This window comes from Algoriphagus lacus (assembly GCF_003583985.1).
Taxonomy (GTDB): domain Bacteria; phylum Bacteroidota; class Bacteroidia; order Cytophagales; family Cyclobacteriaceae; genus Algoriphagus; species Algoriphagus lacus.
In genome coordinates, this window is the sequence record NZ_QXML01000001.1 from 96,399 (window position 1) to 112,927 (window position 16,529).

General features: G+C 45.4%; 8 protein-coding genes. 5 read left to right on the plus strand and 3 right to left on the minus strand.

Going from position 1 to position 16,529, the window contains the following annotated elements; all coding sequences use genetic code 11:
• Nucleotides 1-9 precede the first annotated feature (9 nt).
• From D0X99_RS20715 to D0X99_RS00370, 5 genes are all read left to right on the plus strand, one after another.
• Nucleotides 10-4,995 carry a sensor histidine kinase gene (locus D0X99_RS20715; RefSeq protein ID WP_317133420.1) on the plus strand — a complete coding sequence of 1,662 codons (4,986 nt, stop codon included), beginning with the start codon at nt 10-12 and terminating at the stop codon, nt 4,993-4,995.
• 8 nt (nt 4,996-5,003) lie between these two features.
• The gene (locus tag D0X99_RS20555) at nt 5,004-6,050 is read left to right on the plus strand and encodes a nuclear transport factor 2 family protein (RefSeq protein WP_233553613.1); all 1,047 of its coding nucleotides are present in this window, start codon (nt 5,004-5,006) and stop codon (nt 6,048-6,050) included.
• Nucleotides 6,051-6,101: 51 nt separating this feature from the next.
• Nucleotides 6,102-6,377 carry a sensor histidine kinase gene (locus D0X99_RS20560; RefSeq protein ID WP_262696706.1) on the plus strand — a complete coding sequence of 92 codons (276 nt, stop codon included), beginning with the start codon at nt 6,102-6,104 and terminating at the stop codon, nt 6,375-6,377.
• A 495-nt stretch (nt 6,378-6,872) separates the two neighbouring features.
• A complete protein-coding gene (locus D0X99_RS00365; protein ID WP_147392167.1) occupies nt 6,873-9,341 on the plus strand; it encodes an ATP-binding protein in 2,469 nt (822 codons plus the stop codon).
• A gap of 478 nt (nt 9,342-9,819) precedes the next feature.
• Nucleotides 9,820-11,598 (plus strand): patatin-like phospholipase family protein, encoded by a 1,779-nt coding sequence (locus D0X99_RS00370; protein WP_119475667.1) that lies wholly within the window; start codon nt 9,820-9,822, stop codon nt 11,596-11,598.
• 67 nt (nt 11,599-11,665) lie between these two features.
• Here D0X99_RS00370 and D0X99_RS00375 read toward each other — a convergent pair whose 3' ends face one another.
• Genes D0X99_RS00375 through D0X99_RS00385 form a run of 3 tightly spaced genes read right to left on the minus strand, consistent with a single transcriptional unit; the run spans nt 11,666 to nt 16,330 of the window.
• Nucleotides 11,666-12,718 carry a 2-oxoacid:ferredoxin oxidoreductase subunit beta gene (locus tag D0X99_RS00375; RefSeq protein ID WP_119475668.1) on the minus strand — a complete coding sequence of 351 codons (1,053 nt, stop codon included), beginning with the start codon at nt 12,716-12,718 and terminating at the stop codon, nt 11,666-11,668.
• Entirely contained in the window at nt 12,693-14,528 is a 1,836-nt protein-coding gene (locus D0X99_RS00380) for a 2-oxoacid:acceptor oxidoreductase subunit alpha (RefSeq protein ID WP_119475669.1), read from the minus strand. The genes D0X99_RS00375 and D0X99_RS00380 overlap by 26 nt, the downstream gene beginning before the upstream one ends.
• On the minus strand, nt 14,525-16,330 hold the full coding sequence (locus tag D0X99_RS00385) for an FAD-dependent oxidoreductase (protein ID WP_119475670.1): 1,806 nt from the start codon (nt 16,328-16,330) through the stop codon (nt 14,525-14,527). Before D0X99_RS00385 ends, D0X99_RS00380 begins: the two co-directional genes overlap by 4 nt.
• Between the last annotated feature and the right edge of the window lie 199 nt (nt 16,331-16,529).

The following is a 16,529-nucleotide window of genomic DNA, read 5'->3' on the forward strand; positions in this document are numbered from 1 at the left end:
CTCAAAACCATGAATAAGCACCTTCAACGCATTTTGGAAATCCTCCGGCAGGATCAACTCACTACAGAGCAAAGGGAGGACGCTTTGAAGGTTTTGAAGGAAGCTGAAAAGGAATTTGAAATAACAGAATTCAAACTCAATCGCACTGAAAAAGCAAAACGTACCACTGAGATCCTGTTTGAAGAAACTGTCGCAGAACTGGAACAAAAGCGAAAAGCAATTGTAATCCAAAACCGCGAGCTGGAAGTGGAAGCTGCGCTCGAAAGAGTCAGGGCACAGACTATGGCCATGCACAACAGCGAGGACGTGGGGAAGTGTGTTGTCAAGATGTTCAGTGAACTCACCGCTCTTGGGGTGGATAAAGGAACCCGATTTGGAATCGGGATCCTGAATCATGACAACGAAAACAATCAGCTTTGGACGGCTCGAAAAGATGGGGAAGAAGTTAAGATTCATATCGGCCACATCGATATGGCCTCACACCCTTTGTTGAAAAGTGCCCGAAAGGCTTGGAAGGAGCAAGTTCTTTTTCATCAATACATTTTGGAAGGACAGGATTTGCTGGATTATTATCAAATGCTGAATAATGCACCTGACTATAAAATTCAGATTCCTTTAGAACAATTACCCGAAAGAGAGATCCAACATTGTTTCATTTTCGAGCATGGGTTCTTTTATGCGTTCAGTCCCAAGGAATTTCAACCCGAACTGATTCACATTACCAAACGGTTCAGTTCACTCTTTGAACAAACCTACCGAAGGTACCTGGATTTGGTAAGAGCCGAAGCGCAGGCTATTGAAGCACAGATAGAAGCGGCACTGGAGCGAGTTCGGTCAAGAACGATGGCCATGCAAAAGAGTAATGAACTACCTGAAGTAGCTTTCGAGCTTTTTGAGCAAATGCACCATTTGGGATTTGCCCGTTGGGGTGCTTCGATATCTCTTGCCGATGAAACAAGAGGTGGTTTTAACGTGTGGTACACTACTCCCGAAAAGCGAATCTTTTCTGAATCCATTTTTCTTCCGAATCAAGGTCATCCGTTAGCAGAAAAAATCTGGAACGTCTATAAGCAACAAATTGAATTATCGACTACAGAACTACGGGATGAAGAAAAGCTTGATTATGATCAATGGATGTTTGCCAATACCCCACATGAAAACATGCCTGAAAGTGTCAAAGGAGGAATTCTTTCAGAACGCTATGTAATGTTCTCTTTGTCGGCGATGAAATATGGTTTTCTTGAGGCCATTAGTCTTGAGCCAATCCCAACGAAGTTGAACGAGATTTTACCACGTTTCGCAAAAGTGTTTGAGCAGACCTATACCCGCTTTCTCGATCTCCAAAAAGCAGAATCACAGGCCAGAGAGGCGAAAATAGAATCCGCATTAGAGAGAGTCAGATCGCGCAGCTTGGCGATGCATCACTCTTCCGAGTTATCTGCAGTGGTGGATACCCTACTCACTGAGTTCACCAAGCTTGAATTTACACTTACCTTCTGTATCATCAATCTTATCGATGAGCAGGACATGAGTAATACGGTATGGGCAGCTAATCCTGAAACGGGGAAAGATCCGGAATCCTATTACATGAAGTTTGAGGATTATCCCTTTCATCACGCCATGTGGGATGCCTGGAAAGCACAAAAAAAGCGATTTGTCTACACCATAGAAGGAAAAGAAAAAAAAATCTACGATGAATACCTCTACTCCGAAACTGAATTCCGGCGATTTCCAAAGCACGTTCAGGAAGCGAATAAAGCCCTCGAACGATATGTAGCTGGCTTTACTTTCTTTAAATATAGTGGACTACAAACGGTGAGTTTAAACCCTATATCCGAGGACGAATTAGAAATTCTCGAACGTTTCGGAAGGGTCTTCGAACAATCCTACACCCGTTTTCTCGACCTGCAAAAGGCAGAAGCCCAGGCACGCGAAGCACAAATAGAAGCCGCATTGGAAAGAGTGCGTGCCAAAACCATGGCCATGCACAAAAGTGAGCAGTTGCCTGAAACTGCGCAGGTGCTGTTCGAACAGTTTGCAGAGCTGGGAAAAATTCCTGACCGCATTGCAATTGGCATTATTAAAGAAGAATCGCAACTTATTGAATGGTGGGCGACTGACCAAAGTGGTAGCAAGTTGGCACTTCATTTTGATGCGTCTATTCATGGGCCCACCATTGGGCAATATTTTGCTGCGTGGAAGGAGGGTAAAGACAGCATCATGGTAGATCTCTCGGGTGAGGCGTTGAAAGAATGGGTTGCATATGTGAGGGATGTGGTGAAGATGCCGATTGATGCCTCTAAAATAAAAGGAAGAAGAGTACACCATGGTGCATTCTTTTCCCAGGGCTTGTTGCTCATCAGTGCGCATGAACCGATGCCCACTGAAACCATGCAGTTACTGGTTCGCTTTGCCAAAGTTTTTAGTCAAACCTATACACGCTTCCTCGATCTGCAAAAAGCAGAGGCCCAGGCAAGAGACGCTCAGATTGAAGCGGGATTGGAAAGGGTTCGAGCCAAAACCATGGCCATGCATAACAGTGCGGATGTGGGCGAGAGTGTGGCTGCTTTATTTGATGAACTGGTGAAGTTGGGTGTCACAACGAATCGCTGCGGTATATTGATTCATAGTGATAGCGAGTTTTCAGAAGTCTGGACAGCCAAGTCTAACCCCACTGAAAAAGCGACATTGGTTATTGGCAAACTGGAAATCAACATGCATCCCATGCTTGTGGGAGAGCGAACTTCCTGGTCGAATAAAGAACCATTTTATTCCTATGAGTTGACGGGCCAGGACATGATCAACTACTATCAAGCAATTAATAATTCAAAGTACTATCCTACTCAATTTAGCTTGAAGGCATTGCCTGCCAAAGAAATTCACAGCGATTTTCATTTTTCAGAGGGTTCCGTTTTTGCCTTTACCAATGAACCCCTTCCAATGGAGTGGGCCGCAATTTTCAAAAGATTCACAAGTGTGTTTGGCCAAACCTACCGGAGGTTCCTCGATCTTCAAAAAGCAGAAGCACAGGCTAGGGAAGCTCAGATAGAAGCAGCATTGGAAAAAGTGCGCTCCCGTTCGCTGGCCATGCAAAGCCCGGATGAACTCATAGAAGTTGCCCAACTGCTACGGGAAGAAATGGGGGCATTGGGGGTGGAAGAACTGGAAACCAGCTCCATCTATATTCATGATGCAAGCAGCGGATTGACAGAATGTTGGTTTACCATCAAGAACACAGCGAATCCCGCCAAGGCTGTAACCGATCAAATGACGATTAGACTGGAAGAAACCTGGGTCGGCAGGCAAATGCGGGAATTTTTCCATTCCCCGGCTGAGAAGACCTCCATTGTGATGCGAGGAGAAAACCGACTTGAGTGGATCCTCTACTGTGAGGGAAAAACAAATTTGTTCGGGACCAGCAATTTCTATGGAGATACCATTCCGGACCGCACCTATCATTTATACAAATTTTCAAACGGGTATATCGGAGCAGCTGCACCGGGTGAAATTTCCCAAGAAAGCTGGGACTTGCTGAGAAGAGCAACCACAGTTTTTTCCTTTGCCTATACCCGTTTTCAGGACCTTCAAAATGCACAAGCAAGTGCCCGTACAGCGATGCGTCAAGCCTCTTTGGATCGGATTCGTGCAGATATTTCTTCCATGCGGAATGCGGATGATCTTGACCGAATTACCCCGCTGATCTTCAAAGAACTAACCGTACTGGGTGTCCCGTTTATCCGCTGTGGGGTTTTTATAATCAATGAAAAGCAGGAACTGGTCGAAGCCTACCTTTCTTCCCCAGATGGCAATTCACTTGGGGTCTTGAGGCTTCCCTACAGCGCCAGCGAACTCACCATTCAGACGGTGGAGGCTTGGCGCAAGGATGTGGTTTACCGTCAGCATTGGAACAAAGAAGACTTTATCCAATGGATCAATCAATTAATGGAGCAGGATCAAATCCAGGACAGCAGCACCTATCAGGGGACAGCGGCACCCCCCGAATCGCTCGATTTGCATTTTGTTCCTTTCAAACAGGGGATGCTTTATGTGGGAGCGGTGAATCCCTTGGAAGAAAATGAATTGGAATTGGTACAGGCACTGGCTAAAGCTTTTTCCATCGCCTATGCCCGGTATGAGGATTTTGTGAAATTGGAAAGTGCAAAAGCAGAAGTGGAATCGGCTATGAAGGAACTCAAAGCCACGCAATCCCAACTCATCCAAGCAGAAAAAATGGCATCACTAGGCGAACTCACCGCCGGCATCGCCCATGAGATTCAAAATCCGTTGAACTTCGTCAACAACTTCTCCGAAGTCAGTGCCGAACTCGTGGATGAAATGAATGAGGAACTGGAAAAAGGAGATTTGGAGGAAGTAAAATACATCGCTTCCGAACTCAAAGAAAACCTATCCAAAATCAACCACCACGGCAAACGTGCCGGATCCATTGTCCGGGGAATGTTGGAACACAGCCGCAAAAGCGAAGGCAAAAAAGAACTCACCGACCTCAATCAGCTAGCCGACGAATGCCTCCGGCTTAGCTTTCACGGACTTCGGGCCAAGGACAAAACCTTCCAGGCGGACTTTAAAACCGACTTTGACCCAAATCTTCCCAAACTGGAAGTGGTCTCTCAGGACATCGGGCGGGTACTGCTCAACCTGATCAACAATGCGTTTTATGCTGTAAATGAAAGAGTCAAATCAGGAACTGCTAAGCAGGATTATCTACCAATTGTAACGGTTAGCAGCACCTACTCCCCCCTAGCAGGGGGGCAGGGGGGTTCTATTGAAATCTCCGTCAAAGACAACGGACCCGGCATCCCCGCCTCCATCAAGGACAAAATCTTCCAGCCCTTCTTTACCACCAAGCCAACAGGTTCGGGAACAGGCTTGGGCTTGTCACTGAGTTATGACATTGTAAAGGCACATGGAGGGGAACTTAACGTGGAGACGAAAGAGAATGAGGGGACGGAGTTTACGGTTCATTTACCGACATAATTAAACGCATGGTACAGAAACTAAGCAAACAACTGGAAAGTGAGTTGATCCAGGCTTATAACAGCTTTTGGGTCTCTAATCTCTCAGGCGATATGGAAAGTTTTGCTTCCAGTTTGGCGGATGATTTCAGCATTTTCGGTTCGGCCAACGGGGAAATTTTTTTCAGCAAACAAGAGGCGGTGGCCTATTTTTCCGCCACTGCCGACCAGCTAAGAGATAAGATTCAAATGCGAGACAGGGATATCAGCGTACAGTCCCTGGATGATAATAGTGTGGTTGTTCGGGAAATTTGTGATGTGTATGTTCTTATTGGCGACAACTGGACGTATTATGGCCGCGCCAGGATTTCCTGTATTGTGAAAATGATCGATAGCAAATGGAAAGTTCTTCATCACCATGCTTCGTTTCCAGACCATCGTACCGAAGAAGGCCAACAGCTTGCAGCCGAAAAGATAGAAAAAGAAAATCTGGAGCTTCGCGAAGCCGTGAGAAGAAGAACGGCTGAACTGGAATTGAAAAACAGGGAGCTCGAAGCGGCCAGAAAAAACGCAGAAAATGCATTGACTGAATTGCAGGCTACTCAAAAGCAATTGATAAATGCAGAAAAAATGGCCTCGCTAGGTGAACTCACAGCAGGCATCGCCCATGAGATTCAAAATCCGCTGAACTTTGTGAATAACTTCTCGGAGGTTAACAGTGAGTTGATTGATGAGCAGCTAGAAGAAATTGAGAAAGGGGATTTAGAAGAGGTAAAAGAGCTAGCTCACTTGCTGAAAGAGAATAGCTCAAAAATCGCCCTCCACGGCAAGCGGGCGGATGCCATTGTGAAGGGAATGCTTGAGCATAGCAAAAGAGGCTCCGGACAAAAAGAGCCAACGGACCTCAATGCGCTGGCAGATGATTTCCTTCGGATGACCTACCAGTCATTTGTGGCGAAAGATCCCAATTTCAAAGTTGAGTTACAGACAAACCTGGATCCTGATCTTCCACGGATTTCGGTCATTCCCCAAGATATCGGCAAGGTTCTGCTCAACCTGTATAACAATGCGTTTTAAGTTGTAAATGAAAGAGTCAAATCAGGAACTGCTAAGCCGGATTATCTACCAATTGTAACGGTTAGCAGCACCTACTCCCCCCTAGCAAGGGGGCAGGGGGGTTCTATTGAAATCTCCGTCAAAGACAACGGCCCCGGCATCCCCGAAGCCATCAAAGAAAAAATCTTTCAGCCCTTCTTTACTACCAAGCCCACCGGGCAGGGAACAGGATTGGGCTTGTCACTGAGTTATGATATTGTGAAGGCGCATGGAGGGGAGTTGAAGGTGGAGACAGTGGAAGGCCAATTTACCCGTTTTACCGTCCATTTACCCCTACTGGCCTCCTGACCTCACTACCATTTTACCACCTGTAATGTATTAGGATCTGTGTAGTAAAATTCGCTAAAATTCATTTTCATAAACTCAACAATCACTTTGCCTCGACAGTCAGAGTTGGGTAAATTAGTATAAGGATTAGATCAGAGCATTTCTTTCCATTTTCAAACAAGTGGTAGAAATGGAGTTTCTGAAGTAGCGCTAGGCAATAGAATTAAGTTCTGTTTTTCGAGTCCGATTCTTACGGGCAATAGAAATACTGTCCGTTTCACCCGTTAAAGAAGTTTTAAACTTCAAAAAATGATGATAGAATTTTGGCCGATATGCCGGATCAAGATTTTTTCCGGTAAAAAGCAGGACTTTTTACCAAGTCCCCCATAGAATACATTGCAATGAATAAATGCTCCTGAAGTCGAAGGGAGCAAGGAGACCCGACACTTTTCCAAGTCATGAAGGTCAGCAGCGTTTTTTCGAGTCCGTGATTTGAAACCGGATCTTTCCAAAAAAATGAAAACCCAACAACACATGGACTTGGAGTCCATGGAGGTGTATCACTCCTTTTGGGATCACTACCTCAACGGGGACGTGGAAGAAGTGATCTCCCTCCTGGGACATAACTATACCCAGGTGGGAAGTACTGAAGCTGAGGATTTTTTCAGAAAAAAAGATGCAGTCCGATTCCTTCAAGACACCATTGATCAGGTGGCTGGAAAGGTGGAAATGCGAAACCGCAGCATCAGGTACCAGCACCTGGATCACTTTGTTCTGATTCACGAACGATGCGACATCTATGTCCTCAGGGAATCTGACTGGGGGTTTTATGCCAAATTCCGGGCCTCCACTCTAATGGAGCAACAGAACCAAGAATGGAAAATCATCCATCGACACTCCTCTTTTCCAGTTTCCAAAACAAGAGAGGGTCAAAGTATTTCCATTGAAAAGACCACCTTGGAAAATCAACAGTTAAGGAATTTAGTAAATCAACGGACTGCAGAACTGGAACAGAAAAACAGGGAGTTGGAAATCGAAGCCGCACTGGATCGAATCCGCACTAAGGCTGTCACCATGAAACAATCCTCGGATATGAACAGGATTTTTTCCAAAATCTTTGAGGAACTCAGATCCTTAAACAGGGAATTTATCCAAAGTTGTATCTTGATTTTCATTCCGGAAGAAAAGTCTTTTACTTGGTGGACGGCCAATCCTGAAGCAGCAGACGAGATTTTTCACTTCCGGATTCCCTTTCTGGATCACCCTGCATTTCACGCTTTTATGAAGGCATGGATGGAGCGGAAATCTCGGTTTTACTATCAGCTTTCCGGTGAATTGAAAAAAAGCTGGGAGAATCTCCTTTTTTACAAAACAGACCTACGCCGGCTTCCAATAGCCATGAAACGTAACATGATGGCGCCAGATCAGGTCCATTTGTACGAAAGTTTCTCTGAGTTCGGAGTTTTGTTTGTGACTTGTAATGAACCTTTGAGCGAAGAAAAGTTTTCGGTTCTAGAGCGATTTGGGGCAGTTTTCGAACAAGCTTATACCCGATTTAAGGATATCCAACAAGCTGAAACCCGCGAGAAGGAAGCAACAAGGCAGTCCTCTTTGGATCGGCTCCGAGCGGAGATAGCCTCCATGCGTAACTCTACTGATCTAAATCGGATCACACCGCTTATTTGGCGTGAACTTAGAATTTTGGGTGTACCATTTTTTCGATGCGGAGTCTTTATCATCAACGAAAAGGACAAAAAAATCCAAGTCTATTTGTCCTCACCCGAAGGACATTCTCTTGGGGTATTGAATCTTGTTTTCAATTCCAACCAGCTCACCACCAAAGCCGTGGATTTTTGGAAGAAAAACAAGATCTACAGGCAACATTGGAACAAGGTTGATTTCACCAACTGGCTCGCTTCGATGATTGAATTGGGACAAGTCCAAAATCCCGAAACTTACCAGGGTGCTGCATCTCCTCCTGAATCCCTTGATCTCCATTTTGTCCCCTTTTCCCAGGGTATGCTCTACATAGGAAATTCGGCACCCCTTTCCGAAAGCGAACTCGAACTGGTCAAATCCCTGGCAGAATCCTTCTCAATTGCCTATGCAAGGTATCAGGATTTTGAGCAATTGGAAGAAGCTAAGACCAAGGTGGAAAAAACACTTTCAGATTTGAAAGCGGCTCAGAATCAGCTCATCCAATCTGAAAAAATGGCCTCGCTTGGTCAGCTGACAGCCGGCATTGCGCATGAGATCAAAAACCCGCTGAATTTTGTCAAAAACTTCTCCGAACTCAGTCTTGAACTAGTGAACGAGGCAGCGGCACTGTTGGAAAAGGAAAACAAAATTGAGTCGATAAAATTGGCCTTTGAGATTCTAAGGGATGTAAGAACCAACTTGTCCAAAGTCAATGAACACAGCAAAAGGGCAGATGAAATCATCAACTCCATGCTTCAGCATAGCAGAAGTGGATCCGGAAAACGTATTCTGACAGATTTCAACCACCTGATCAAGGAGGCCGCATTGCTCTCCTACCATGGAATGAAAGCCGGAAAAAAACCCTTTCCGGTTGAAATCGATTTTGAGCTAGACAACCAAATTGGGGAAATCCCGGTCTTTGCAGAAGAGTTGAGCATGGCCACCATCAACCTCTGCAACAATGCTTGGGATGCCATGCGGGAAAAACTGATTGCCCTATCCTTGCAATCAAAGAACAAAACCTACTCACCCAAACTGCTGATCAAGACCCGGAAAGATCCCCGCAGCCTCTTGTTTAGTATTCAGGACAACGGCTCCGGTATCCCTGAGGATATCAAAGACAAAATTCTTCAACCATTTTTTACAACAAAGAAAGGGACCGAAGGCACTGGGCTTGGCTTAAGCATTACCAATGATATTGTAAAAGCACATGGCGGAGAATTGAAAATTAAAAGTGAGGAGGGCGTTGGAACGGAATTCACCATTCTTTTACCCTTAAAGTCTTAAAATTATGCCAGCGTAAATCTTCCAAAAAAAGAATTTTGGTTTTTATGCCAATCGGAAATTTTACAAGGAGAAGACAAGGGTTTTACAGAAGCAAAAACTGAAATCATCCAGCATGACAAAGTAGGTTTGATGGGCCTGCTCCGAAGGAATGCTTTTGCACAAACCTTTCAATTGTCCGGATTTTAGTTCACAAAATTTTACCCGATTATCCTACCAATTCACCTTTTTCTTCATTCGTTTTCAAAATCAGGTTGGCTATTCCGAATCCTATCCGTATTTTATTCGAGAGTTAATCTGAAGAGTGTCAATGGAGCCACCAGTTTAGTTAGACCATTGAAAATTCAGAGGAACGTTTGACTTTGGAATTCTTTGATCCTCGGTCTCTCCGCTCGTTAATCAAAATAATCGACAACTGGTAGAGTAAATAAGCTTACATCCTGTAAAGTCAATTAATAGTAACCCAAAAGATTAATTTCCTTTGAAAAATCACTTTTTTAACCCTTCCCACAGACGGAAAATTCTTCTCAACCTATTTGGTGAACTTGAAGAAGAACTCATTGAACAAATTCTGGATTCAGGCCAAACCCTTGAAGTGGACAGTGGCCAATTTCTGTTTCATCAGGGAGATCTCGACAATGCCCTATACATCGTACTTTCCGGCAGATTCCGTGCTTTGGCGACGTTGGATGACGGAGCCTTGCATGCCCTCGGAGACATCGGTGAAGGCGAGCCAATTGGAGAATTCGCCCTCTTCATGGCCGAACCAAGATCCGCTTCGGTGGTAGCAATCCGGAAGTCCATCGTTTTGGAACTAAAGGAAAGTCAATATCTGGCAATTGTGGCCAAACACCCCTCTTTTTCAAGCAAACTGGCCCGTTTCATTGTGAAACGGTTGAGAAGAAATGTGCTGCAGCAACATCTGGAAACTTCAGCCAAAAACATTGCCGTTATCAACCTACAGGCAGATCGTGATATTACCGTTTACACCGATCCGATCAAAGCTCAATTTGAATCTCTACAAGTCAGCATTCAAATTCTCGATCATGAATCCCATGCAAATCTGGAGACTCAGACGATGTACGATACGCTGGAGCAACACGAGGGACTGAACTTTTTGGTTTGCAGTGAAGCCGACCTAACCTGGTCCAGGCAATGCATCATTTATGCTGACTTAATTATCATCGCCACGGATTTTTATGCCTCCAGCGAAATACACGAGATCGAAAAGCATCTCAGTCTATACTCTCAAAACATACTCAACAAGAAAATCTACCTTTTGCTTCTACATCCCGAGCAGGCTAAGTTTCCGGAAAATACCCGCCGTTGGTTTGTAGACCGCAAAATCGATCTTCACATCCATTACCGAAAAAACCACGGACCTGATATCCGCCGTTTTGCGCGCATTCTTTCCAATAAAGCCATCGGTTTGGTTCTAGGCGGAGGGGGAGCCAAAGGCTTTGCTCATCTCGGAGTCGTCAAGGCGCTGTATGACGAAGGACTTGAAATTGATTTTTTGGGAGGAACGAGTGCAGGGGCGCTTTATGGGATTACCGCATCCTTTTGCGACTTTGACCAAAAAATGATCGATTTCTACAGTAAAGATTCTGCAGAAAGCAAACTTACCAGCAATGACTTTACCATTCCGTTGATCTCAATCATGTCCGGAAAGAAAATGAGCAATTACCTCAAAAAAATGATGGGAGATGCACATTTGGAGGACTTTTGGGTAGGGAGCTATTGCGTATCCACCAACTATTCCAATGCCTCCACCAGAGTGCATGACAGGGGCCTGGCCTGGAAACAAATCGAAGCAAGCATTGCTATTCCAGGAATTTATCCTCCAGTCGTGATTGACAATCAGCTTCATGTGGACGGAGGAGTGGTGGACAATTTGCCTATCGAAACCATGTATAAATATCCGGTGAGGCACATCATTGCAATCTCCCTTACCCAGCTTAAATCGCAGCCGGTCAGCTTCTCTGAAACCCCTCCTGCCACCCGTATCCTCTGGGATATGATCACCGGGAAAAAACAATATCGCCTTCCGGGAATTACCGCCATCTTGGTCAATTCACTTACCCTCAACAGTCGGCAAAAACAGGAAATGTCCAAATCAGGTGTCGCTGTTTATTTGGAAATGGATTTGAAAGGAATTGGGATGCTGGACGATTCCCGATGGAAAGAAATCGTTCAAAAGGGATATGATCAAATGAAGGATGCACTGAAAAATGTTCCTGAAACCGAACGGTTCTGGTAAATCCAGACGGGGATTTTGGTCTAGGTTGTAAAAGGAAAAGGGGATAGTAGCTATCCCCTTTTCCTTTTTATCTGAATCCTATATTGATTTGATTCAATGCCTCAGTGCCCGGACATAGCTCCTCCTCTTTTAGCCTATTAAGCGGAGTTTTTGTGGTATTCAAGGTACCGTGCAAATCCTTCCACTCGGTATTGATGTAGAGCAATCCTGTCAAAATCTCCTGCTTTTCTCTCGCATTTTGTAAGGCACTCACTACTGAGACTCTATCCTCAGGATTCCAATCCATGCTCAGTTTATTGAGTTGGATCTCCGAACCGTCATGAAGCTCTACCCGGGTAGATTTTCCTTCGTCATATTGGGTTTTGATCTCCTCTTGGTGAGGAACAAAATCCAAAACAGAGGTCGCTTCGATGTGCTCACGGACATAATCATAAGATTTGGTAGAGCCGGGATTATTGTTGAATGTGACACAGGGCGAGATCACATTGAGGAAAGCAAAACCCTGATGCTGAATGGCTGCCTTGAGCAATGGAATCAGTTGCTGCTTGTCTCCACTGAAGCTTTGGGCAACAAAGGATGCTCCCAGCTCAATCGCCAAACTGGCAAGATCGATTGCCTGAAATGGATTCACATGGCCTGATTTGCTGATAGATCCCTGATCTGCGGTGGCGGAATCCTGCCCTTTAGTCAGACCATAACAGCCATTGTTCATCACCACATAGACCATGTTCAGGTTTCTGCGGATGACGTGGACAAATTGCCCCATTCCGATGGAGGCGGAATCACCATCTCCTGAAACACCAAAATAGACCATCTCTTTGTTGGCCATATTGGCTCCTGTTGCCACGGAGGGCATCCTTCCGTGTACAGAATTGAAGCCGTGAGAATTTCCCAAGAAATACGTAGGAGTCTTGGAAGAACATCCAATTCCTGAAATTTTGGCTACCCGATGAGGCTCGATGGACAATTCAAAACAGGCACGAACTATTGCAGCACTGATACTGTCATGACCACAGCCCGCACACAGCGTGGACAAAGAGCCTTCGTACTCCTTGAGCGTATAGCCGATTTTATTTTTTGGAAGCTTGGGATGACTAAACAGAGGTTTTAGATAACTCATGGCTTGCGCTGTTTTCTTGTTTTAAATAGGTTGTGATCTGATGCTTGATAGCATCGGCGGTGATGGGCATCCCATCATAATTCAGGACAGGAACGAGTTTTTGAGGATGACAATCCAATTCCATGATCATCATTTTTCGCATCTGGGCATCCCTGTTTTGTTCGATGACAAAAACCCTGCGGTGAGCCTGAACAAACTGCTCCACCTCCTCCCCGAAAGGAAAAGCTTTGATCCGGATGGCATCCACTAGAATTCCTTCTTCAGCTAAAAGGTCCCTTGCTTCTTCGGAAGAAAAAGTGGAAGTCCCAAAAAACAAGATCCCCAAATCACTTGAATTGGTGGATGGATAAACCACCGCCTCAGGTACCAGTTTCTTGGCCGTATCCCACTTCCGGGTGAGTCGATCCATATTTCTTTTGTAGGCTGCTCCATCTTCGGTGTAGGCGGCATATTCATCTTTGGATGTCCCACGGGTGAAAAAAGATCCCTTTGTGGGATGCGTTCCCGGATAAGTGCGGTAAGGTATTCCGTCCCCGTCCACATCCAGGTATCGGCCAAATTTCCCGATGTTTTCCAGTTGCTCGGCCGTCAATACTTTACCCCGATTGTAGGTCCTTCTTTCGTCCCATTCAAAAGGATCGCTGACGTGATCATTCATCCCCAAATCAAGGTCTGTCATCAGGATCACCGGGGTCTGCAAGTGCTCCGCCAGATCAAAGGACTCGGCGGTCATTTCAAAGCACTCTTTGGGTGTTGCTGGCAAAAGCAGAACGTGCTTGGTATCCCCATGAGAGGCAAAAGCCGCTGCCATCAGATCTGATTGCTGAGTTCTAGTGGGCATTCCGGTACTCGGACCTGCCCGCTGCACATCGATCAATACTGCAGGAACTTCCGCAAAATAGGCCAGTCCTAAAAATTCACTCATCAGGGAAATCCCCGGTCCTGAAGTGGCAGTAAATGCACGGGCTCCATTCCAGTTGGCTCCTACCACCATTCCTATCGCGGCCAACTCATCCTCGGCCTGAACGATGGCATATTTTGCCTCTCCACTATTTTCCTTTCGAAACTCCTTACAATACCGTTCGAATGCCTCAGCCACTGAAGTGGAAGGGGTGATGGGATACCAAGCCATAACTGTGGCTCCTCCAAAAACTGCCCCTAAACCACAAGATGTATTCCCGTCAACAAGAATTTTATTTTCAAGCAGGTTCCTTTTCTCCAAGGAAAAAGGTAACGGGTAATCAAAGTGGCTTTCAACGAATTCGATTCCCAAACTCAAGGCTTTGTTATTAGCGTCTACCAGTGCTTTTTTCCCTTCAAACTGCTCAGAAATCAAATCACGAATCGTGTCTTCATCCATATTCAGCAATTTGACCAAGGCCCCTACATAAATTATATTTTTCAGCAACTGCCTTTTCCGTGGATCGTCAAAGGCCTGATTGGACATCTCCATCATGGGAATTCCCAGATAGTGAATACCCTCACGATAATAATCCGGGTTTAATTTTTTGGTGCTGTCATAAATAAAGTAACCTCCATCCTTCACACTCTGCACATCCTTGGCCATACTTTGAGGATTCACGCTGACCACCAAGTCAATCCCTTCTCTCCTTCCCAAGTACCCTTTTTCGCTGACCCGCACTTCATACCAAGTCGGCAAACCCTGGATATTGGAAGGGAAAATGTTTTTGGGAGTAACAGGAACACCCATCCTGAAAATTGTCTTTGCAAACAAGTAGTTGGCACTGGCCGAACCAGTTCCGTTCACATTTGCAAAACGAACGATAAAATCATTGACACTTTTTTTCATTTCTGTAAGGAGGGAAATGGAGCAGGAACCTGATACGCTTTGGTAACGCTGTAGAAGTACTTTTGCATGTCCCAGGCGGAAGTCGGGCATCTTTCCGCGCAAAGTCCACAATGGAGGCAGACATCTTCATCTTTGACCATCACTCTTCCGGTCTTGAGGTTTTCAGAGACAAGCAAGTCTTGGGAAGTGTTTTCGGCAGGAACCAAGAGGTTCAACCTTAACTGATCCTCTTCTGCGTTTTCTGTAAAATTGATGCATGAGGTCGGACAAACATCCATGCAGGCATCGCATTCGATGCAGCGATCAGCTGAAAAAACCGTCTGGACATCACAGTTGAGGCATCTTTGGGTTTCCTTATAGGCCGTTGGCACATCAAATCCCAACTCCACTTCTTTTTTCCTGTCTTTCAGAGTGACGGACTTTTTGGCTTGGGGAACTGCATATCGGTGATCAGCGGCAATCTGACTGTCATAGCTCCATTCATGGATGCCCATTTTTTGGCTGACCAGATTGGTGTAGGGAGAAGGTCTGTCCATTAAATCTTTTCCTTGGCAAAAAAGATGAATGGAAACGGCTGCCTGATGACCTTGGGCCACTGCTGTAATGACATTCTCCGGACCAAAAGCAGCATCTCCGCCAAAAAATACCTTTGGAAGTGTGGATTGGAAGGTGGTTCTATCCACAACGGGCATTTCCCATTGATCAAATTCCAGCCCCAAATCGCGTTCTATCCAAGGAAAACTGTTTTGCTGGCCGATAGCAACCAAGACTTCATCCGCTTCGATAAAGACATCCGGCTCTTCGGTGGGAATCAGTTGCCTTTTCCCTTTTTCATCATAAACGGCTTTTACTTTTTGGAATTTCATGCCTATGAGTTTTCCGTTCTCAACTTCAAAACTCAAGGGAACGTGATTGTCAAAAATCTGAATGTCCTCATGCATGGCATCTTCCTTTTCCCAAGGAGAGGCCTTCATTTCGCTGAATGGGCTTCTTACCACTACTTTCACTTCCTCACCGCCCAATCTTCGGGCAGTTCGGCAGCAGTCCATAGCCGTATTTCCTCCACCGAGTACAATCACTTTTTTGGAGATGGATTTAGTGTGCTCAAAGGCAACACTCGCCAGCCATTCGATTCCGATGTGAATGGAAGCAGCTCCTTCGCTTCTTCCCGGCAAGTTGGTCAGATCCTTTCCTTTGGGTGCGCCTGTTCCCACGAAGACCGCATCATAGTTTTGGGAAAGCACTTCCCTTAGGCTGCTCACATAAGTTAAAAACTGCGTGTGTATGCCCATATCCAAGATGAAACCCACTTCTTCGTTGAGAACAGTTTCGGGAAGTCGAAAAGAAGGAATCTGACTACGCATCATCCCGCCACCGGCAATCTGTTCGTCAAAAAGATGAATCTCGTATCCCAATGGCGCCAAATCCCTGGCAACCGTGAGCGAAGCAGGTCCACCGCCAATCAAAGCAATCCTTTTCCCATTTGGCGGAAATGGCCCTTGCGGCATCAGTTGTTTGACATCGCCCTTTTGGTCTGCGGCAACCCGCTTTAATCTACAAATCGCAACAGGCTCTTCCTCTACCCTTACCCTTCGGCAGGCTGGCTCACAGGGACGATCGCAGGTTCTTCCAAGTACTCCGGGAAACACATTGGATTCCCAATTGACCATATAGGCCTCAGTGTATTTCTCAGCGGCAATCAGCCGGATGTATTCCGGCACAGGAGTGTGGGCGGGACAGGCATATTGGCAGTCAACCACCTTGTGGTAATACTCGGGATCTCGGGTATTCGTAGGCTTCATGGTTATTCTGGGTTTCACTAATTTCGATTATCTCAAAATTTAATGCAGGTTATAGATCTTTAATTTAATGAATAATTCTGCAAAACCGATTCATGACAGTTCAAACAATTAGTGCAGGATTTGACTTTCCGAAAAAAATTTCTTCACTAAATCTTATCAAAACCACCATACCTATTTAATTATCCTCAGTATTTTATCA

What these genes read in the sequence shown, in the direction of transcription:
- D0X99_RS00380 (WP_119475669.1), bottom strand. Translation starts at nt 14,528, where the DNA reads ATGAAAAAAAGTGTCAATGATTTTATCGTTCGTTTTGCAAATGTGAAC.
- D0X99_RS20555 (WP_233553613.1), top strand. Translation starts at nt 5,004, where the DNA reads ATGGTACAGAAACTAAGCAAACAACTGGAAAGTGAGTTGATCCAGGCT.
- D0X99_RS00365 (WP_147392167.1), top strand. Translation starts at nt 6,873, where the DNA reads ATGAAAACCCAACAACACATGGACTTGGAGTCCATGGAGGTGTATCAC.
- D0X99_RS00385 (WP_119475670.1), bottom strand. Translation starts at nt 16,330, where the DNA reads ATGAAGCCTACGAATACCCGAGATCCCGAGTATTACCACAAGGTGGTT.
- D0X99_RS20715 (WP_317133420.1), top strand. Translation starts at nt 10, where the DNA reads ATGAATAAGCACCTTCAACGCATTTTGGAAATCCTCCGGCAGGATCAA.
- D0X99_RS00375 (WP_119475668.1), bottom strand. Translation starts at nt 12,718, where the DNA reads ATGAGTTATCTAAAACCTCTGTTTAGTCATCCCAAGCTTCCAAAAAAT.